The sequence below is a fragment of the Bacillus sp. FSL K6-1003 genome, from assembly GCF_037964945.1.
Taxonomy (GTDB): Bacteria; Bacillota; Bacilli; order Bacillales; family Bacillaceae; genus Bacillus; species Bacillus mojavensis.
On the sequence record NZ_CP150176.1, the window covers coordinates 1704031 to 1723581 of the forward strand.

18 protein-coding genes are annotated in these 19551 nt (G+C 42.7%); all 18 read left to right on the plus strand.

The annotated features are described in order from the left end of the window. The first annotated feature begins 18 nt into the window (after positions 1-18). Positions 19-522: a Swarming motility protein SwrB gene (locus NSU16_RS08845; protein ID WP_168747844.1), complete on the plus strand. Its 504-nt coding sequence runs from the start codon at positions 19-21 to the stop codon at positions 520-522. 143 nt (positions 523-665) lie between these two features. Next, positions 666-1406: a 30S ribosomal protein S2 gene (gene rpsB / locus NSU16_RS08850; protein ID WP_010334272.1), complete on the plus strand. Its 741-nt coding sequence runs from the start codon at positions 666-668 to the stop codon at positions 1404-1406. A 99-nt stretch (positions 1407-1505) separates the two neighbouring features. Beyond that, positions 1506-2387 (plus strand): translation elongation factor Ts, encoded by an 882-nt coding sequence (tsf, locus tag NSU16_RS08855; RefSeq protein ID WP_029441263.1) that lies wholly within the window; start codon positions 1506-1508, stop codon positions 2385-2387. Positions 2388-2532: 145 nt separating this feature from the next. After that, a complete protein-coding gene (gene pyrH, locus NSU16_RS08860) occupies positions 2533-3255 on the plus strand; it encodes a UMP kinase (protein WP_010334275.1) in 723 nt (240 codons plus the stop codon). 1 nt (position 3256) lies between these two features. Then, positions 3257-3814, plus strand: a complete 558-nt coding sequence (gene frr, locus NSU16_RS08865; RefSeq protein ID WP_010334276.1) for a ribosome recycling factor — start codon at positions 3257-3259, stop codon at positions 3812-3814. A gap of 129 nt (positions 3815-3943) precedes the next feature. Continuing rightward, positions 3944-4726 (plus strand): isoprenyl transferase, encoded by a 783-nt coding sequence (locus NSU16_RS08870; RefSeq protein ID WP_029441264.1) that lies wholly within the window; start codon positions 3944-3946, stop codon positions 4724-4726. 3 nt (positions 4727-4729) lie between these two features. Further along, positions 4730-5539, plus strand: coding sequence for a phosphatidate cytidylyltransferase (gene cdsA, locus NSU16_RS08875; protein WP_168747846.1), 810 nt, complete (start codon positions 4730-4732; stop codon positions 5537-5539). Between the two features lie 60 nt (positions 5540-5599). After that, positions 5600-6751 (plus strand): 1-deoxy-D-xylulose-5-phosphate reductoisomerase, encoded by a 1152-nt coding sequence (gene dxr / locus NSU16_RS08880; RefSeq protein WP_010334278.1) that lies wholly within the window; start codon positions 5600-5602, stop codon positions 6749-6751. Between the two features lie 6 nt (positions 6752-6757). Further along, on the plus strand, positions 6758-8026 hold the full coding sequence (rseP, locus tag NSU16_RS08885) for an RIP metalloprotease RseP (protein ID WP_286058531.1): 1269 nt from the start codon (positions 6758-6760) through the stop codon (positions 8024-8026). 32 nt (positions 8027-8058) lie between these two features. After that, positions 8059-9753 carry a proline--tRNA ligase gene (gene proS / locus NSU16_RS08890; protein WP_286058530.1) on the plus strand — a complete coding sequence of 565 codons (1695 nt, stop codon included), beginning with the start codon at positions 8059-8061 and terminating at the stop codon, positions 9751-9753. 109 nt (positions 9754-9862) lie between these two features. After that, a complete protein-coding gene (locus NSU16_RS08895; protein WP_326217441.1) occupies positions 9863-14176 on the plus strand; it encodes a PolC-type DNA polymerase III in 4314 nt (1437 codons plus the stop codon). Positions 14177-14509: 333 nt separating this feature from the next. Beyond that, the gene (rimP, locus tag NSU16_RS08900) at positions 14510-14980 is read left to right on the plus strand and encodes a ribosome maturation factor RimP (RefSeq protein ID WP_010334281.1); all 471 of its coding nucleotides are present in this window, start codon (positions 14510-14512) and stop codon (positions 14978-14980) included. A 33-nt stretch (positions 14981-15013) separates the two neighbouring features. Then, positions 15014-16132, plus strand: coding sequence for a transcription termination factor NusA (nusA, locus tag NSU16_RS08905; protein WP_010334282.1), 1119 nt, complete (start codon positions 15014-15016; stop codon positions 16130-16132). 13 nt (positions 16133-16145) lie between these two features. Then, positions 16146-16421 carry a glucose-induced regulator RulR gene (rulR, locus tag NSU16_RS08910; RefSeq protein ID WP_010334283.1) on the plus strand — a complete coding sequence of 92 codons (276 nt, stop codon included), beginning with the start codon at positions 16146-16148 and terminating at the stop codon, positions 16419-16421. Between the two features lies 1 nt (position 16422). Next, a complete protein-coding gene (locus tag NSU16_RS08915) occupies positions 16423-16725 on the plus strand; it encodes a YlxQ family RNA-binding protein (protein WP_010334284.1) in 303 nt (100 codons plus the stop codon). Between the two features lie 19 nt (positions 16726-16744). Beyond that, the gene (infB, locus tag NSU16_RS08920; RefSeq protein WP_168747853.1) at positions 16745-18895 is read left to right on the plus strand and encodes a translation initiation factor IF-2; all 2151 of its coding nucleotides are present in this window, start codon (positions 16745-16747) and stop codon (positions 18893-18895) included. After that, a complete protein-coding gene (locus NSU16_RS08925; protein WP_003220950.1) occupies positions 18892-19170 on the plus strand; it encodes a DUF503 domain-containing protein in 279 nt (92 codons plus the stop codon). The genes infB and NSU16_RS08925 overlap by 4 nt, the downstream gene beginning before the upstream one ends. Before the next feature lie 16 nt (positions 19171-19186). Then, positions 19187-19540, plus strand: coding sequence for a 30S ribosome-binding factor RbfA (gene rbfA / locus NSU16_RS08930; protein ID WP_010334286.1), 354 nt, complete (start codon positions 19187-19189; stop codon positions 19538-19540). Positions 19541-19551 lie beyond the last annotated feature (11 nt).

The window sequence follows — 19551 nt, forward strand, 5'->3', positions numbered from 1 at the left end:
GATTAGCGAGTGAAAAACATGTCAACACTATTATGGCTTTTAAGCTTCACGCTTCACGGCGTTCTTCTGTACGCTGTCATCATCCTGTATATGAGGCTCGCAGCTGTGAAAGAAACAGAAAAACAGCAAAAGAAGATGCTGGAAGAGACGGAGAACACACTTGCGGCATTTCTTCTTGAATTAAAAGAAGAAAATGAGAAGTTGATAGACAACTTGGATGCAGCTTCTAGTCAAACTGAAGAAAAACAGAAGACGGAGCATCTGCACGCTGAACAACATTCAGAGCGGAATGCTGTTCAGGAAGAAGATAACACTCTTCCCGAGCATATCGAAGGTCTCATCAATGAGGTTGAGAGGACGGAAGAGAACGTAAACAGCGATGCCCGATCATTTGAAGATCAAGTTATGGCATTACATGAGCAGGGATATTCAGCTGGTGAAATTGCTCAGAAATTGAAGAGCGGAAAGACAGAAATCGAGCTATTTTTAAAATTTCGCTCCAAAGCTGTAAAGGATTCTTGATTGTCGCATAAAGCTGTGTTATATTATGTCTTGGTGTTAAATACACACGCTTAACGATTTATGCAGAGGGTGCTGCAGGCGGCAGTTCTGCACAAAAATGACCTAAGCGGAGGAAAAAAACCATTATATTAGGAGGAAATAACATGTCAGTCATTTCTATGAAGCAATTGCTTGAAGCTGGTGTTCACTTCGGTCACCAAACACGCCGTTGGAACCCAAAAATGAAGCGTTATATTTTCACGGAGCGTAACGGAATCTACATCATTGACCTTCAAAAAACAGTCAAAAAAGTAGAGGAAGCTTACAACTTCACTAAAAATCTTGCTGCTGAAGGCGGAAGAATCCTTTTCGTTGGAACAAAAAAACAAGCTCAAGATTCTGTTAAAGAAGAAGCTCAACGCTCTGGCATGTACTATGTCAACCAACGCTGGTTGGGCGGTACATTAACAAACTTTGAAACAATCCAAAAACGTATTAAACGTCTTAAAGACATTGAAAAAATGCAAGAAAACGGTACGTTTGAAGTACTTCCTAAAAAAGAAGTCGTTCAATTGAAAAAAGAATTAGAGCGTCTTGAAAAATTCCTAGGCGGAATTAAAGAAATGAAGGATCTTCCTGATGCATTATTCATCATCGATCCTCGTAAAGAGCGCATCGCTGTTGCTGAAGCTCGCAAATTAAACATCCCTATCATCGGAATTGTAGATACTAACTGTGATCCTGATGAAATCGATGTTGTAATTCCTGCGAACGATGACGCTATCCGCGCTGTTAAACTTCTAACTTCTAAAATGGCAGATGCAATCTTAGAAGCGAAGCAAGGCGAAGAAGAAGCGGAAGTTGCTGAAGATACTGCACCAGAAACAGAAACAACAACTGCGTAACCTATTCAAAAGGTGATAAGAGGGACTGCCTTTTATCACCTTTTTTCAAGAAAAATGTAATGATACATATCTTGTTTAAACATATAAGGAGGAATACAAATGGCTATTACTGCACAGCAAGTAAAAGAACTGCGTCAAAAAACTGGCGCGGGTATGATGGATTGTAAAAAAGCGTTAACTGAAACTGATGGAGATATGGACAAAGCAATTGACCTTCTTAGAGAAAAAGGAATTGCAAAAGCAGCGAAGAAAGCTGACCGTATCGCAGCAGAAGGTTCAACTCTTATTAAAACTGACGGCAACAAAGGTGTTATTTTAGAAGTAAACTCTGAAACTGATTTCGTTGCGAAAAACGAAGGCTTCATAGAGCTTCTTAACACATTAGCTGACCACCTTCTTGCAAACACTCCTGCAGATGTTGAAGAAGCAATGGGACAAAAAATGGACAACGGATCTACTGTAGAAGAGTACATTACAAGTGCAGTAGCTAAAATCGGTGAGAAAATCACTCTTCGCCGCTTTGCTGTTCTTACAAAAGACGACAGCTCTGCATTCGGTGCTTACCTTCACATGGGCGGACGCATCGGCGTATTAACTGTTCTTAACGGTACAACTGACGAAGAAACTGCAAAAGATATCGCAATGCATGTTGCTGCGGTTAACCCTCGTTACATTTCTCGTGACCAAGTATCAGCAGAAGAAACAGACCATGAGCGTCAAATCTTAACTCAGCAAGCTCTTCAAGAAGGAAAACCTGAAAACATCGTAGCGAAAATGGTTGAAGGCCGTCTGAACAAATTCTTCGAAGAAATTTGTCTTTTAGACCAAGCATTCGTTAAAAACCCAGATGAAAAAGTGAAACAAGTTGTTGCAGCGAAAAACGCAACTGTTGAAACTTTCGTTCGCTATGAAGTTGGAGAAGGTATCGAAAAACGTCAAGAAAACTTTGCTGAAGAAGTAATGAACCAAGTGAAAAAATAATGGTGAAAAGATTTCGCGATCAAGTCGCGTCTTTTCAGGCAGTATAGGGGACACACTTTGTGTTCCCTATTTTTAAAACTATATTTACAAACCTTTTTTTCTCTTGCATAATAGAAAACGGCAATGTTTACACTTGGAGGTTATTATGGAAAAACCAAAATACAAACGTATCGTATTAAAGCTTAGCGGTGAAGCATTGGCAGGGGAACAGGGTAACGGAATTAACCCTACTGTCATTCAATCCATTGCAAAGCAAGTGAAAGAAATCGCTGAGCTTGAAGTCGAAGTGGCTGTTGTAGTAGGCGGCGGCAACTTATGGCGCGGAAAAACAGGAAGTGACCTGGGCATGGACCGTGCAACTGCTGACTATATGGGGATGCTGGCCACAGTGATGAACTCGCTTGCTCTTCAAGACAGCTTAGAAACACTCGGAATCCAGTCCAGAGTGCAAACATCCATTGAAATGAGACAAGTTGCTGAACCATACATCAGAAGAAAAGCGATACGCCACTTAGAGAAAAAACGTGTCGTGATTTTTGCTGCGGGCACAGGGAACCCATACTTCTCAACTGATACGACAGCTGCACTGCGGGCTGCTGAAATTGAAGCAGACGTTATTTTAATGGCTAAAAACAATGTTGACGGTGTGTATAATGCTGACCCTAGAAAAGATGAATCAGCTGTTAAATATGAATCGCTTTCTTACCTTGACGTTTTAAAAGACGGTTTGGAAGTTATGGATTCAACAGCATCATCTTTATGCATGGATAATGACATTCCGCTAATCGTCTTTTCTATTATGGAAGAAGGAAATATTAAACGCGCTGTGACAGGCGAATCAATCGGAACGATCGTGAGGGGGAAATAACGTGTCAAAAGAAGTATTAACACAAACGAAAGAAAAAATGGAAAAAGCAATTGCTGCTTATCAGCGTGAACTGGCTACTGTACGAGCAGGCCGTGCGAACCCATCTTTATTAGATAAAGTAACAGTTGAATATTACGGAGCACAGACACCTTTAAATCAGCTGTCTTCTATTAACGTGCCTGAAGCCCGTATGCTGGTTATAACACCATACGACAAGTCAGCAATCGGAGATATCGAAAAAGCAATTTTAAAAGCGGATTTAGGCTTAACGCCAACGAGTGACGGCAATATGATTCGCATTGCGATTCCTGCGTTAACAGAAGAAAGACGTAAAGAATTAGTCAAAGTTGTAAAAAAATATGCTGAAGACGCGAAAGTGGCTGTGCGAAATGTACGCCGTGATGCGAACGATGATCTCAAAAAACTTGAGAAAAGCGGAGACATCACTGAAGACGAACTGCGTGCTTCCACTGAAGATGTTCAAAAACTGACAGATGAATATGTGTCAAAAATTGACAGTGTCACAAAAGACAAAGAAAAAGAAATCATGGAAGTTTAATGAAAAACTATGTACAATAGATAATAGTGAAAAGACCCTCTCATGTTTACAGGGGGTTTTTTTGTTAATACTGTTGATTACATCGTTATCAGCAGGGAATGCAACCTTTTTGGGTGACGGAGGAATCTCATGCTCAACATACTCAAAAATTGGAAGAACCAGCAAACTGCGGCTTCCAACTTAGAACGCTATACAAAAGAAGACATACTTAAGGGAGAAATTCCCGAACACATCGCCATTATAATGGATGGAAATGGCCGTTGGGCTAAAAAACGCTCTCTTCCCCGAATTGCAGGCCACCATGAAGGAATGAAGGTGGTTAAAAGGACGACAAAGCTTGCTAACGAATTGGGTGTCAAAGTACTGACTTTGTACGCATTTTCAACAGAAAACTGGAAGCGGCCGAAAATGGAAGTTGATTTTTTGATGAAGCTTCCTGAAGAATTTTTAAATACGTATCTCCCGGAGCTTGTTGAGGAGAATGTGCAGGTCCGGATTATAGGAGATGAATCAGCCTTGCCGCCGCACACAATGCGTGCGATTGAAAAGGCTGTAAAGGATACGGCGCAAAATGACGGGTTGATTCTTAATTTTGCTCTCAACTATGGGGGACGTACTGAAATTGTCACTGCTGCAAAAACACTCGCGGAAAAAGTCAAGGAGGGTTCTTTGAATATAGAAGACATTGATGAATCGCTTTTTTCTAAACATTTAATGACTGAATCTTTGCAGGATCCTGAACTTTTAATCCGAACGAGCGGCGAGATTAGACTAAGCAACTTTATGCTTTGGCAGGTTGCCTACAGTGAATTTGTCTTTACTGACGTCCTATGGCCTGACTTTAAAGAAAATCATTTCTTGCAGGCGTTAGGAGAATATCAGCAACGGGGCCGGAGGTTTGGCGGAATTTAGAGGATGGTGGACATGAAACAAAGAATTTTGACAGGTGTTCTGGCAGCAATTGTATTTTTATTTTTAGTTATTGTCGGGGAATTGCCGTTCACCATATTAGTTTATGCAATGGGCAGTGTAGCGCTTTTTGAGCTTTTGCGGATGAAAAAACTTAAGCTTGTTTCACTGCCGGGATTGATCAGTCTTTTATTATTGTGGATGTTCTTAATGCCAAGCCAGTATTCTTTTTTTGAAGCGATTGGTATCTCGAAAATTGAAGCGGCTTTGTTCGCAGTACTTATTTTATTGACGTACACAGTATTGGTGAAGAACACTTTTACCTTTGATGAAGTCGGCTTTATTACCCTTGCAACGATTTACATCGGAATGTGTTTTCATTATTTTATTGAAATCAGAAACCTTGATCAGCACGGGCTGACATACATCTTTTATGCCTGTGTCGTGATTTGGTCGACTGATTCCGGTGCATATTTTGTCGGGAAGTCGCTTGGTAAACGAAAACTGTGGCCTGAAATCAGCCCTAATAAAACAGTTGAGGGATTTGTAGGCGGAATTGTCATTGCACTTGTACTCTCGACAATTTTTCAGCTTGTCGCAAACCTGCCGATCCCATATTTCTATCTGCTTTTGATCACGCTGTTTTTGTCTGTTTTCGGACAGATTGGGGATTTAGTAGAATCCGCTCTGAAAAGACATTACGAGGTAAAGGATTCTGGGAAGATTCTTCCCGGGCATGGCGGGGTGCTAGACCGTTTTGACAGTTTTTTGTTTGTCATGCCTTTCTTGTACTTTCTGCTTGCCCTTTTTTCATAAAAAAGTCTAATATGAATATGAGACTGATTATGCAGCAAAAAGAATAGGAGTAGTGGCACTTTGAAAAATATTTGTCTTTTAGGAGCAACAGGATCAATCGGCGAACAGACTCTTGATGTATTGCGTACGCACCAAGACCAATTTCAGCTGATATCTATGTCGTTCGGCAAAAATATTGATAAGGCCGTGCCGATGATAGAGGCCTTTCAGCCGAAGTTTGTATCTGTCGGTGATCTGGATACATATCACAAATTAAAACAAGTTTCTTTTGCATTTGATTGCCAAATCGGGCTTGGAGAAGAAGGCCTGATTGAAGCGGCAGTTATGGAGGAAGTCGATATTGTTGTCAATGCCTTGCTTGGAAGTGTCGGTCTCATCCCTACATTAAAGGCGATCGAACAGAAAAAAACAATTGCGCTTGCAAATAAGGAAACTCTTGTCACTGCCGGGCATATAGTTAAAGAACATGCTAAGAAATACAATGTTCCGCTGCTGCCCGTTGACAGTGAGCATTCAGCCATTTTTCAAGCGCTACAAGGCGAACAGGCTAAAAACATTGATCGCCTCATCATTACGGCATCCGGCGGAAGTTTTCGGGACAAGACGCGGGAGCAGCTCGAATCAGTTACAATTGAAGATGCATTACAGCACCCGAATTGGTCAATGGGTGCAAAAATCACGATTGATTCGGCTACAATGATGAATAAGGGATTAGAGGTGATTGAGGCGCATTGGCTTTTCGATATTCCATATGAACAAATCGATGTGGTCTTACATAAGGAGAGTATCATCCATTCCATGGTAGAGTTTCATGACAAAAGTGTGATTGCACAGCTTGGCACTCCGGATATGAGGGTTCCGATTCAATATGCGCTCACCTATCCCGACCGATTGCCATTGCCAGACGCCAAAAGACTCGAGCTGTGGGAAATCGGCAGTCTTCATTTTGAGAAAGCTGACTTTGCCAGGTTCCGCTGCTTACAATTTGCCTTTGAATCAGGTAAAATAGGAGGAACAATGCCGACTGTGCTAAACGCGGCAAATGAAGTGGCTGTCGCCGCCTTTTTAGCCGGCAAGATATCGTTTTTGGCGATTGAAGACTGTATCGAAAAGGCATTAAACCGCCATCAGCTTATTCAAAAGCCTAGCTTGGCAGACATTCAGGAAGTGGACAAAGATACCCGGGGATACGTCAATTCAATACTCACATAAGGTGGTATGTTCGTGAATACAGTTATAGCGTTTATCATTATTTTCGGAACGCTCGTTTTCTTCCATGAACTGGGCCATTTGCTGTTAGCCCAAAGAGCGGGAATTCTGTGCCGTGAATTTGCGATCGGCTTTGGTCCAAAAATCTTTTCGTTCAAAAAAAATGAAACGGTGTATACGATCAGACTTCTTCCGGTCGGCGGATTTGTCCGCATGGCCGGAGAGGATCCGGAAATGATTGAAGTGAAACCCGGCTACACGATCGGGCTACTTTTTAACAAAGAGGATCAGGTTGAAAAAGTCATCATCAATCAAAAGGAAAAATACCCGGATGCTTTAATCATCGAGGTGGAAACGGCGGACCTAGAGCATGACATGAAGATCACCGGCTATGAACAGGGGAAAGAGGATGAGCTTTCCAGCTTTACTGTGAGTGAAACCTCCTTTTTCATTGTGGACGGAGAAGAAGTGCAGATCGCGCCGTATAACCGCCAATTTGGTTCCAAACCTGTGTGGCAGCGAATTAAGGCGATTGCCGCAGGCCCGATTATGAATTTCATTTTGGCTTATGTCATTTTAGTGATGCTTGGGCTGATTCAGGGTGTTCCGTCAAATGAGCCTATGCTTGGACAGCTGACAGACAACGGACGGGCGGCCGAAGCAGGGCTAAAAGAAGGAGATTACATTCACAGCATTAACGGAGAGAAGATGAGGTCCTGGACCGATATTGTCTCTGCGGTAAAAGAAAACCCGGATAAAGAAATTGACGTTGAGGTAAAAAGAGATAACAAAACGCTCCACATTTCAGTTACTCCGGAAGCCGTTAAAGACGAGAACAAAAAAACAATCGGCCGCTTTGGTTCTTACGCGCCGACTGAGAAAGGCGTTCTCTCAGCCGTTGCTTACGGTGCAACATCAACTGTTGATGTTACAAAAGCGATATTAACGAATCTCAGTAAATTAGTGACAGGACAATTTAAAATTGATATGCTCTCAGGTCCTGTCGGCATATACGATATGACAGACCAAGTGGCAAAGACGGGAATCATTAATTTATTCCAGTTTGCTGCGTTTTTAAGTATTAACCTTGGTATCGTCAACCTGCTTCCGATTCCGGCTCTTGACGGCGGAAGACTGTTGTTTCTATTTATAGAAGCGATTCGGGGCAAACCGATCAACAGAGAAAAAGAAGCCTTTGTGGTGTTTATCGGAGTCGCTTTCCTAATGCTTCTTATGCTGGTCGTTACATGGAACGATATCCAGCGGCTGTTTTTGTAAATGAAAAGTAAATCAATCAGAGGTGCGAAGAAATGAGACAAAGCTTGACGCTTATTCCTACGCTCCGTGAAGTACCAGCTGATGCCGAAGCGAAAAGTCATCAGCTTCTTCTAAGAGCAGGATTTATCAGACAGAATACGAGCGGGGTATACAGCTATATGCCTCTTGCGTATAAGGTTATTCAAAACATTCAGCAGATTGTCCGTGAGGAAATGGAAAAAATCGACGCTGTAGAAATGCTTATGCCCGCGCTGCAGCAGGCTGAGACATGGCAGGAATCAGGCAGATGGTATACGTACGGTCCTGAACTGATGAGACTTAAAGATCGTCACGGCCGTGAATTTGCTTTAGGGGCAACGCATGAAGAAGTGATCACTTCACTCGTTCGCGATGAGGTTAAATCCTATAAGCGTCTCCCTCTGACTCTGTACCAAATCCAGTCTAAGTTCAGGGATGAAAAACGCCCGCGCTTCGGTTTATTAAGAGGCCGCGAATTCATTATGAAGGATGCTTATTCTTTCCATGCTTCCGAAGAGAGCTTGGATGAAACATATCAAAAAATGTACAACGCGTATTCTAATGTTTTCGCCCGCTGCGGCATTAATGTAAGACCTGTTATCGCTGACTCAGGCGCCATGGGTGGAAAAGATACACATGAGTTTATGGCGCTTTCTGAAATCGGAGAGGATACCATTGCGTACTCTGATGAATCCCAATATGCGGCCAATATCGAAATGGCTGAAGTTCTTTATCAGGAAGTCCCTTCAAATGAAGAGCCTATCGCTTTAGAAAAAGTGCACACTCCTAATGTGAAAACGATCGATGAGCTGACTGCATTTTTACAGGTTTCGGCTGAAGCCTGCATTAAATCGGTATTGTTTAAAGCGGATGACCGTTTTGTTCTGGTGCTTGTAAGAGGGGATCACGAAGTAAATGATATTAAAGTGAAGAATCTCCTGCATGCAGAGGTTATGGAACTTGCTTCTCATGAAGAGGTCGTTCAGCAGCTTGGAACAGAGCCTGGCTTTGTCGGACCTATCGGTGTGAATCAAGAGATTGACGTCTATGCAGATGTCGCTGTTAAAGCAATGGTTAATGCTGTTGCCGGTGCGAATGAAGGAGATTATCATTATAAAAATGTTAACGTAAACCGGGATGCGCAAATTAAAGAATTTGCAGATCTTCGTTTTATTAAGGAAGGCGATCCGTCACCAGACGGTAAAGGCACGATCCGTTTTGCAGAAGGAATCGAAGTCGGACAAGTCTTTAAGCTTGGAACTCGTTATTCTGAAGCGATGAATGCAACATATTTAGATGAAAACGGACGAGCGCAGCCAATGCTGATGGGCTGTTACGGAATCGGTGTTTCCAGAACCCTTTCTGCCATTGCTGAACAGCATCACGACGAAAAAGGTTTAATATGGCCAAAAAGCGTGGCGCCGTATGATCTTCATATTCTTGCGCTGAATATCAAAAACGATGCGCAAAGAGAATTGGCTGAAAAGCTGTACGCTGATTTAAAAGCGAAAGGCTATGAAGTGCTGTATGACGATCGGGCGGAACGCGCCGGCGTAAAATTTGCTGACTCGGATCTAATCGGTCTTCCAATCCGTATTACTGTCGGCAAACGGGCTGATGAAGGTATTGTAGAGGTTAAAATCCGCAAAACGGGTGAGTCAACAGAAGTTTCTGTTGATGAGTTATCTGCTTTTATCAGCAAGCAGTAAACACCATAACGATTTATCAAAAAACATGTTAAAATAGAAATAATAGAAGGTACCTCATTGCCTGAGGTACCTTCACTTATGATGTTTTTAAGGGGGGAATACTGTCTTAATGGAACAGTTATCAGTAAACAGAAGGCAGTTTCAAATTCTTCTGCAGCAGATTAATATGACAGATGATACCTTCATGACATACTTTGAAGATGGCGAGATTGAAAAGCTGACGATACACAAAGCGTCTAAGTCTTGGCATTTTCATTTTAAATTTAAATCTTTGCTGCCTTATCAAATATATGACATGTTAACCATGAGGCTGACTCAATCGTTTGCCCATATTGCAAAAGTGACGTCCTCAATCGCAGTGCATGATGCCGAGGTTGACGAAGGTCTCGTGCAGGATTATTGGACACGCTGCATTGAAGAGCTGCAAGGCATTTCACCGCCGATTATCAGTCTCTTAAGCCAGCAAAAACCGAAGCTGAAGGGCAACAAACTGATTGTCAAAACAAAAACGGATACAGAAGCATCTGCTCTTAAGAACAAATACAGTGCGATGATTCAAGCGGGATACCGTCAATTTGGGTTTCCAGATTTTCAGCTTGATGCTGAAATATTTGTATCTGATCAAGAAGTACAAAAGTTTCGGGAGCAAAAGCTAGCTGAAGACCAAGAGCGGGCGATGCAGGCGTTAATTGAAATGGAAAAGAAAGATAAAGAAAGTGATGAAGATCAAGTTCCTTCAGGACCCCTTGTCATCGGCTATCAAATTAAAGATAACGAGGAAATCAGAACACTTGACAGCATAATGGACGAGGAACGGAGAATTACGGTTCAGGGTTATGTGTTTGATGTGGAAACCAGAGAACTGAAAAGCGGGCGCACGCTGTGCATCTTTAAAATTACTGACTACACAAATAGTATCTTAATTAAAATGTTTGCAAGAGAAAAAGAAGATGCGGCCCTCATGAAGTCTCTGAAAAAAGGTATGTGGGTAAAAGCGCGCGGAAGCATTCAAAACGATACATTTGTCCGAGATTTGGTCATGATTGCAAACGATGTAAATGAAATAAAAGCAAAAACCCGTGAGGATACAGCGCCTGAAGGAGAAAAAAGGGTAGAGTTGCATCTGCATTCCCCAATGAGCCAAATGGATGCTGTAACAGGCATCGGAAAGCTTGTCGAACAGGCGAAAAAATGGGGGCATGAGGCGATCGCTTTGACTGACCATGCTGTCGTTCAATCCTTCCCAGATGCGTATTCTGCTGCCCAAAAACATGGAATTAAAATGATTTATGGAATGGAAGCAAATATCGTGGATGACGGGGTGCCGATTGCCTATAATCCCGCACACCGTTTGCTTGATGAAGAAACCTATGTTGTTTTTGACGTCGAGACAACCGGACTATCCGCTGTGTACGATACAATTATTGAACTGGCGGCTGTAAAAGTGAAAGGCGGGGAGATCATTGATAAATTTGAGTCATTTGCCAACCCGCATCGTCCGCTTTCAGCGACTATCATTGAACTGACAGGCATCACTGATGATATGCTGGTCGACGCGCCGGATGTAATAGACGTGATAAGAGATTTCAGAGAATGGATTGGCGATGACATTCTCGTTGCCCATAATGCAAGCTTCGATATGGGATTTTTAAACGTTGCTTTCAAAAAGCTTCTCCAAGTCGAGAAAGCAAAAAACCCTGTCATTGATACGCTGGAGCTCGGCCGTTTCCTTTATCCGGAATTTAAGAATCACCGTCTGAACACACTATGTAAAAAGTTTAACATTGAACTTACACAGCACCACCGTGCGATCTATGATACCGAGGCGACCGCTTATTTGCTTATGAAAATGCTGGAGGATGCTGCTGAAAAGGGTATTCAGTATCATGATCAGCTGAATGAAAATATGGGTCAATCCAACGCTTATCAAAGGTCAAGACCCTATCATGCAACGGTGCTGGCGGTGAACAGCACAGGCTTGAAAAACTTATTTAAGCTCGTTTCACTTTCTCATATTCATTATTTTTACAGAGTGCCGCGTATTCCGAGATCTCAGCTTGAGAAATACAGGGAAGGCCTTCTGATCGGTTCCGCCTGCGACAGAGGAGAGGTTTTTGAAGGCATGATGCAAAAGTCGCCGGAAGAGGTGGAAGATGTTGCAGCATTCTACGATTATCTTGAGGTTCAACCGCCTGAGGTATACCGCCACTTGCTTGAGCTAGAACTGGTTCGCGATGAAAAATCGCTGAAAGAAATCATAACGAATATCACCAAACTCGGTGAAAAGCTTAATAAACCTGTTGTTGCAACAGGAAATGTTCATTATTTGAATGATGAGGACAAAATTTACAGAAAGATTTTAGTATCCTCACAGGGCGGCGCGAATCCGCTGAACAGACATGAACTTCCGAAAGTGCATTTCAGAACGACAGATGAAATGCTTGAAGCTTTTTCCTTCTTAGGGGAAGAAAAAGCGAAGGAAATCGTTGTAACCAACACACAAAAGGTTGCATCTTTAATCGAAGACATCAAACCGATTAAAGATGATCTATATACGCCGAAAATCGAAGGCGCTGATGAAGAGATCAGGGAAATGAGCTATCAGCGTGCACGAAGCATTTACGGAGAGCAGCTCCCTGAAATTGTTGAAGCGCGTATTGAAAAAGAATTAAAAAGTATCATCGGCCACGGCTTTGCTGTTATCTATTTGATCTCTCATAAACTCGTAAAGAGATCTCTAGATGACGGGTATCTGGTAGGGTCACGGGGATCGGTAGGTTCTTCTTTAGTTGCGACACTTACTGAGATCACAGAGGTGAACCCGCTGCCGCCGCACTATATATGTTCTGAATGCCAGCATTCTGAGTTCTTTAATGACGGATCTGTCGGCTCAGGTTTTGATCTGCCTGACAAAATGTGTCCTCATTGCAAAACGCCTTTGAAAAAAGACGGGCACGATATTCCGTTTGAAACGTTCCTGGGATTTAAAGGAGATAAAGTACCTGATATCGATTTGAACTTCTCTGGGGAATATCAGCCGCAGGCCCACAATTATACAAAAGTATTGTTCGGAGAAGACAACGTATATCGTGCGGGAACGATCGGTACGGTTGCAGAAAAAACAGCCTACGGTTATGTAAAAGGCTATGCCGGCGACAATAATCTCCATATGCGCGGCGCCGAAATCGACCGGCTTGTGCAGGGCTGTACAGGTGTAAAACGGACGACCGGACAGCACCCTGGCGGTATTATCGTAGTTCCTGATTATATGGATATTTATGATTTCTCTCCGATTCAGTTTCCGGCAGATGCGACAGGTTCTGAATGGAAAACGACGCATTTTGACTTCCATTCCATTCATGACAACCTGCTGAAGCTTGATATTCTGGGGCACGATGATCCGACGGTAATCCGTATGCTCCAAGATTTAAGCGGCATTGATCCGAAAACGATTCCGACGGATGACCCTGAAGTAATGAAAATCTTCCAAGGAACCGAATCACTCGGTGTCACTCAGGAACAGATAGGATGTAAAACGGGCACCCTGGGAATCCCTGAATTCGGAACCCGCTTTGTCCGGCAAATGCTTGAAGACACAAAGCCGACAACCTTTTCTGAGCTCGTTCAGATTTCAGGGCTGTCTCACGGTACAGATGTATGGCTCGGCAATGCGCAAGAACTCATTCACAATAATATTTGTGAGCTGAGTGAGGTGATCGGCTGCCGTGATGACATTATGGTTTATTTAATCTATCAAGGCCTCGAGCCGTCACTGGCGTTTAAAATCATGGAATTTGTGCGTAAAGGAAAAGGTTTAACGCCTGAATGGGAAGAAGAAATGAAAAATAACAATGTCCCAGACTGGTATATCGATTCCTGCAAAAAGATTAAATACATGTTCCCGAAAGCCCATGCCGCGGCTTATGTATTAATGGCAGTCCGCATTGCTTACTTTAAAGTGCATCACGCGCTACTGTATTATGCGGCTTATTTTACCGTTCGTGCAGACGACTTTGATATCGATACGATGATCAAAGGCTCCACTGCAATCAAAGCTGTAATGGAGGATATCAACTCCAAAGGGCTTGATGCGTCACCGAAGGAAAAAAACCTTCTCACAGTATTAGAGTTAGCGCTGGAAATGTGTGAAAGAGGCTATTCGTTCCAAAAAGTCGATTTATATCGCTCCAGTGCAACGGAATTTATTATTGACGGCAACAGCCTGATCCCGCCGTTTAATTCTATTCCTGGTTTAGGTACGAACGCCGCTCTAAATATTGTAAAGGCCCGTGAAGAAGGAGAATTTCTCTCAAAAGAAGATTTGCAAAAGAGAGGGAAAGTATCAAAAACGATTTTAGAGTATTTAGATCGTCACGGCTGTTTGGAGTCATTGCCGGATCAAAACCAATTATCGCTGTTTTAGCATATAAAAGCAGAATTTCTTAAGAAATTCTGCTTTTATGCATACATGTGCGGCAAAAGTGCAATCGTATGATGAGAGCCCCTGTGATCAGCTTAACAGCGTAAAGGTAAACGTATATCCATTTGCAATAAAAATATGGTTATGGTATAGTTTTATTGGAAATGCTAACGATTACCGAGGCAAAGAGTGGGGAAACCCGCTCTTTTGTATTGAACAAGACAATTTTGTCTCGACATGTTCATCGTTTACTTTAAAGCCCCTGCTCTTTTGAAGCAGGGTTTTTATGCAGAGTGACGAGACGAATATGATATCGACAGCACAAGGAGGAAGAACATGAGCAAAAAAGTGACTGACACCGTTCAAGAAATGGCTCAGCCAATCGTAGACAGCCTTCAGCTTGAACTCGTTGACATTGAATTCGTCAAAGAGGGTCAAAGCTGGTTCCTTCGCGTGTTTATTGATTCCGATGACGGTGTGGATATTGAGGAATGTGCCAAAGTAAGCGAAGCTCTAAGCGAGAAGCTTGATGAGGCAGACCCAATCAGCCAAAATTACTTTCTTGAGGTTTCATCCCCGGGAGCTGAGCGTCCATTAAAGAAAAAAGCCGATTTTGAAAAATCACTAGGGAAAAATGTATACATTAAGACCTATGAGCCGATTGACGGTGTAAAAGTGTTTGAAGGAGAGCTGGCTGAATTTGATGGACAAACAGTGACAGTTGAGATGACAATCAAAACAAGAAAGAAACGGATCGATATTCCGTATGAAAAAATAGCTAACGCAAGATTAGCTGTAACATTCTAATGAATATAAGTTTTAAGGGGGGAGACCGTTAACATGAGCAGTGAATTATTAGATGCTCTCACCATTCTTGAGAAAGAAAAAGGCATCAGCAAAGAAATTATCATTGAAGCAATCGAAGCTGCTTTAATTTCTGCTTATAAGCGCAATTTTAATCAGGCGCAAAATGTACGGGTGGATTTGAACCGTGAAACAGGTTCAATCCGTGTATTCGCAAGAAAAGATGTCGTTGATGAGGTATATGATCAAAGACTGGAGATCTCAATCGAAGAGGCGCAAAGCATCCATCCGGAATATATGGTGGGCGATGTTGTAGAGATTGAAGTAACGCCTAAGGATTTCGGACGCATTGCAGCCCAAACAGCGAAGCAGGTCGTGACACAGCGTGTGCGCGAAGCTGAACGCGGTGTGATCTATTCTGAGTTTATTGACCGTGAAGAAGACATCATGACAGGTATCGTCCAGCGCCTGGACAACAAGTTTATCTATGTGTCTTTAGGAAAAATTGAAGCCTTGCTGCCGGTTAATGAGCAAATGCCGAATGAAAGCTATAAGCCTCATGACCGCATTAAGGTGTATATCACAAAAGTAGAAAAAACGACGAAAGGCCCGCAGATTTATGTGTCAAGAACACACCCAGGCCTCTTAAAGCGTTTATTTGAAATCGAAGTGCCAGAAATTTATGATGGAACTGTGGAGCTGAAATCTGTTGCCAGAGAAGCAGGCGACCGTTCGAAAATTTCTGTCCGCACAGATGATCCTGATGTGGATCCGGTAGGCTCTTGCGTCGGTCCTAAAGGCCAGCGTGTTCAGGCGATTGTCAATGAATTAAAAGGTGAAAAAATTGACATTGTCAACTGGTCGAATGACCCTGTAGAATTTGTCGCGAATGCGCTCAGCCCTTCGAAAGTGCTGGATGTCATCGTGAATGAAGAAGAAAAAGCGACAACTGTTATTGTTCCTGATTACCAGCTGTCTCTGGCGATTGGCAAAAGAGGACAAAACGCACGCTTAGCTGCTAAATTGACAGGCTGGAAGATTGATATTAAGAGCGAAACAGACGCAAGAGAGCTTGGAATCTATCCGAGAGAACTTGAAGAAGACGACGAAGAGCCGCTCTTTACGGAGCCTGAAACTGCTGAATCGGATGAATAAGAGGTGACCTTAGGTGAATAAACACAAAAAAATCCCGTTACGCAAGTGTGTGGTGACTGGTGAAATGAAGCCTAAAAAGGAACTAATCCGAGTTGTTCGTTCAAAAGAAGGCGAAATCTCAGTAGATCCGACCGGGAAAAAGAACGGGCGGGGTGCTTATTTAACGCTGGATAAAGAGTGCATCTTAGCAGCAAAAAAGAAAAACACTTTGCAAAATCAATTTCAATCACAAATCGATGACCAGATTTTCGAAGAATTGCTGGAACTGGCGGAAAAGGTGAAAAAATAAAATGTCTGGAATGGAATGGTTTCCCTTGCTGGGTCTGGCCAATCGAGCTCGTAAGGTCGTGTCAGGCGAAGACTTGGTTATTAAAGAAGTCAGGAATGCGCGTGCGAAGCTTGTCCTGCTTACAGAGGATGCATCATCTAACACAGCAAAGAAAGTAACCGACAAGTGCAATTATTATAAAGTTCCTTATAAAAAAGTCGCGAATCGCGCGGTTCTTGGCCGCTCTATCGGTAAAGAATCCCGTGTCGTTGTCGCCGTCACTGACCAAGGTTTTGCGAATAAGCTAATTAGCTTGCTCGATTAATATTTTTGGGGGTGAACGAATGGCTAAAATGAGAGTATACGAATATGCAAAAGCGTTAAATGTTTCAAGTAAGGAAATTTTGACCGCACTGAAGAACATGGATTTAGAAGTGAATAATCATATGGCCATGCTTGAAGAAAAGGCCATTAAACAGCTTGATGCCAAATTTAAAAAAGGCGGCGCAGCCGTTAAATCTCAAAAGCCTGCGGAAACGAACAAAAACAAACAGCCGCAAGGGGTAAATCAGCAGTCTGCTGGAAATCAACCAAATAAAATTCGAGACGGAAAGAAGAATGACGTGCAGAATAATCAATTTAACAAAAACAAGAAGAATAACAACAACAAAAAAAATAAACGCAACAATAACAACAACAGAAACCAACATCAGCAAAAGCCTGTGAAGCCGAAAAAAGAGCTTCCTGAAAAAATTACGTTCTCAGGCACTTTAACAGTTGGCGCACTGGCAGAAGAGCTAGGCAAAGAGCCTTCTGAACTCATCAAAAAACTGATGCTTCTTGGTGTTATGGCGACCATTAACCAAGAGCTCGATAAAGACACAATCGAACTGATTGCATCAGAATACGGTGTTGAAACTGAAGAAGTTATTGTCCTTGAAGAAACTGAATTAGAGAAATACGAAGAGCCTGATAAAGAAGAGGATCTTGAAATTCGTCCTCCTGTCGTTACAATCATGGGTCACGTTGACCATGGGAAAACAACGCTTCTTGACAGCATCCGTAAAACAAAGGTTGTTGAAGGAGAAGCTGGCGGAATCACTCAGCATATCGGAGCCTACCAAATCGAAGAAAACGGCAAGAAAATCACTTTCTTGGATACGCCGGGTCACGCCGCATTTACAACCATGCGCGCACGCGGTGCGGAAGTAACCGATATTACGATCCTAGTTGTTGCTGCGGATGACGGTGTAATGCCGCAAACAGTAGAGGCGATCAATCACGCGAAAGCAGCTGAAGTACCGATCATCGTTGCTGTGAATAAAATTGATAAAGAAGCTGCGAACCCTGACCGTGTCATGCAAGAACTGACGGAATACGGACTAGTGCCTGAAGCTTGGGGCGGAGAAACGATTTTTGTTCCGCTTTCCGCTTTAACTGGAAAAGGCATTGATGAACTTATTGAAATGATTTTGCTTGTCAGTGAGGTAGAGGAACTGAAAGCGAACCCGAACCGCCAGGCAAAAGGAACTGTTATTGAAGCAGAACTGGATAAAGGCAGAGGGTCAGTTGCGACATTGCTCGTACAGACTGGAACACTGCATGTCGGTGATCCGATCGTAGTCGGCAATACATTTGGCCGTGTCCGTGCAATGGTCAATGATCTCGGACGCCGTGTAAAAACAGCGGGCCCGTCTACACCGGTTGAAATTACTGGTCTAAATGACGTGCCTCAAGCAGGAGATCAATTCCTTGTCTTTAAAGACGAAAAAACAGCTCGTTCTGTTGGAGAAGCCCGTGCTTCCAAACAGCTTGAAGAGCAGCGCAGCGATAAAGCAAAGCTGAGTCTTGACGACTTATTCGAGCAAATTAAACAAGGTGATGTAAAAGACATCAACCTTATCGTAAAAGCTGACGTTCAAGGATCTGCCGAAGCTTTAACAGCCGCACTTCAAAAAATTGAAGTTGAAGGTGTTAAAGTGAAAATCATCCATACAGGCGTTGGTGCAATTACAGAATCTGACATTATTTTAGCATCTGCTTCCAATGCAATTGTTATCGGGTTTAATGTGAGACCGGACGGTAATGCTAAGAGTACGGCTGAAGCTGAAAACGTAGATATTCGTCTTCACCGTATTATTTACAAAGTAATTGACGAGATTGAAGCAGCTATGAAAGGTATGCTTGATCCTGAATATGAAGAAAAAGTAATTGGTCAAGTAGAAGTGCGCCAAACATTCAAAGTATCTAAAATCGGTACGATTGCCGGCGGATATGTTACTGAAGGAACAATCACGCGCAATAGCGGTCTCCGTTTAATTCGTGACGGCGTCGTAATCTTCGAAGGCGAAGTGGACGTTCTGAAACGCTTTAAAGACGATGTGAAAGAAGTTTCACAAGGCTACGAATGTGGTATAACGATTAAGAAATACAATGACATTCGTGAAGGTGACATCCTTGAAGCGTTTGTCATGCAAGAAATTGAAAGAACGTGATCGGATTTGCGGAATGTGAATGCATCATTTATGATGCAGGATCGTTAAAAGAAAAGCGTGCCGTTCTAAAGCGGATCTTAACCAGGGTTCAAAATAAGTTCAATGTTTCGATTTCGGAGATTGGCTATCAGGACACATGGCAAAGAACCAGCTTTGGAATCGCCGCTGTTTCTTCCTCTCGCGTTCAAACAGAAAAAGAATTGCAGCGTGTTCTTGCGTTTATCGATTCTTTTCCTGAAATTGAACGGACGATCACTAGAACAGAGTGGTTTTAACTTAGAGGTGATTGAATTGAGTATGAGAGCAAACCGTGTTGGCGAGCAAATGAAAAAAGAACTCGGTGATATTATCAGCCGAAAGCTGAAGGATCCGAGAATTGGTTTTCTGACAGTAACAGATGTACGTGTATCAGGTGATTTGCAAATTGCAAAGGTGTATATTTCCGTTCTCGGAGACGAGAAAAAACGGGAAGAAGCGCTGAAAGGACTGGCTAAGGCGAAAGGGTTTATACGCTCTGAAATCGGCAGTCGCATCAGACTTCGTAAAACGCCTGAGATTGAATTTGAGTTCGATGAATCAATTGATTACGGAAACCGAATCGAAACTTTGATTCACCAATTGAATTCAGAGAACCCGTCTGAATAACAAATGAAGAG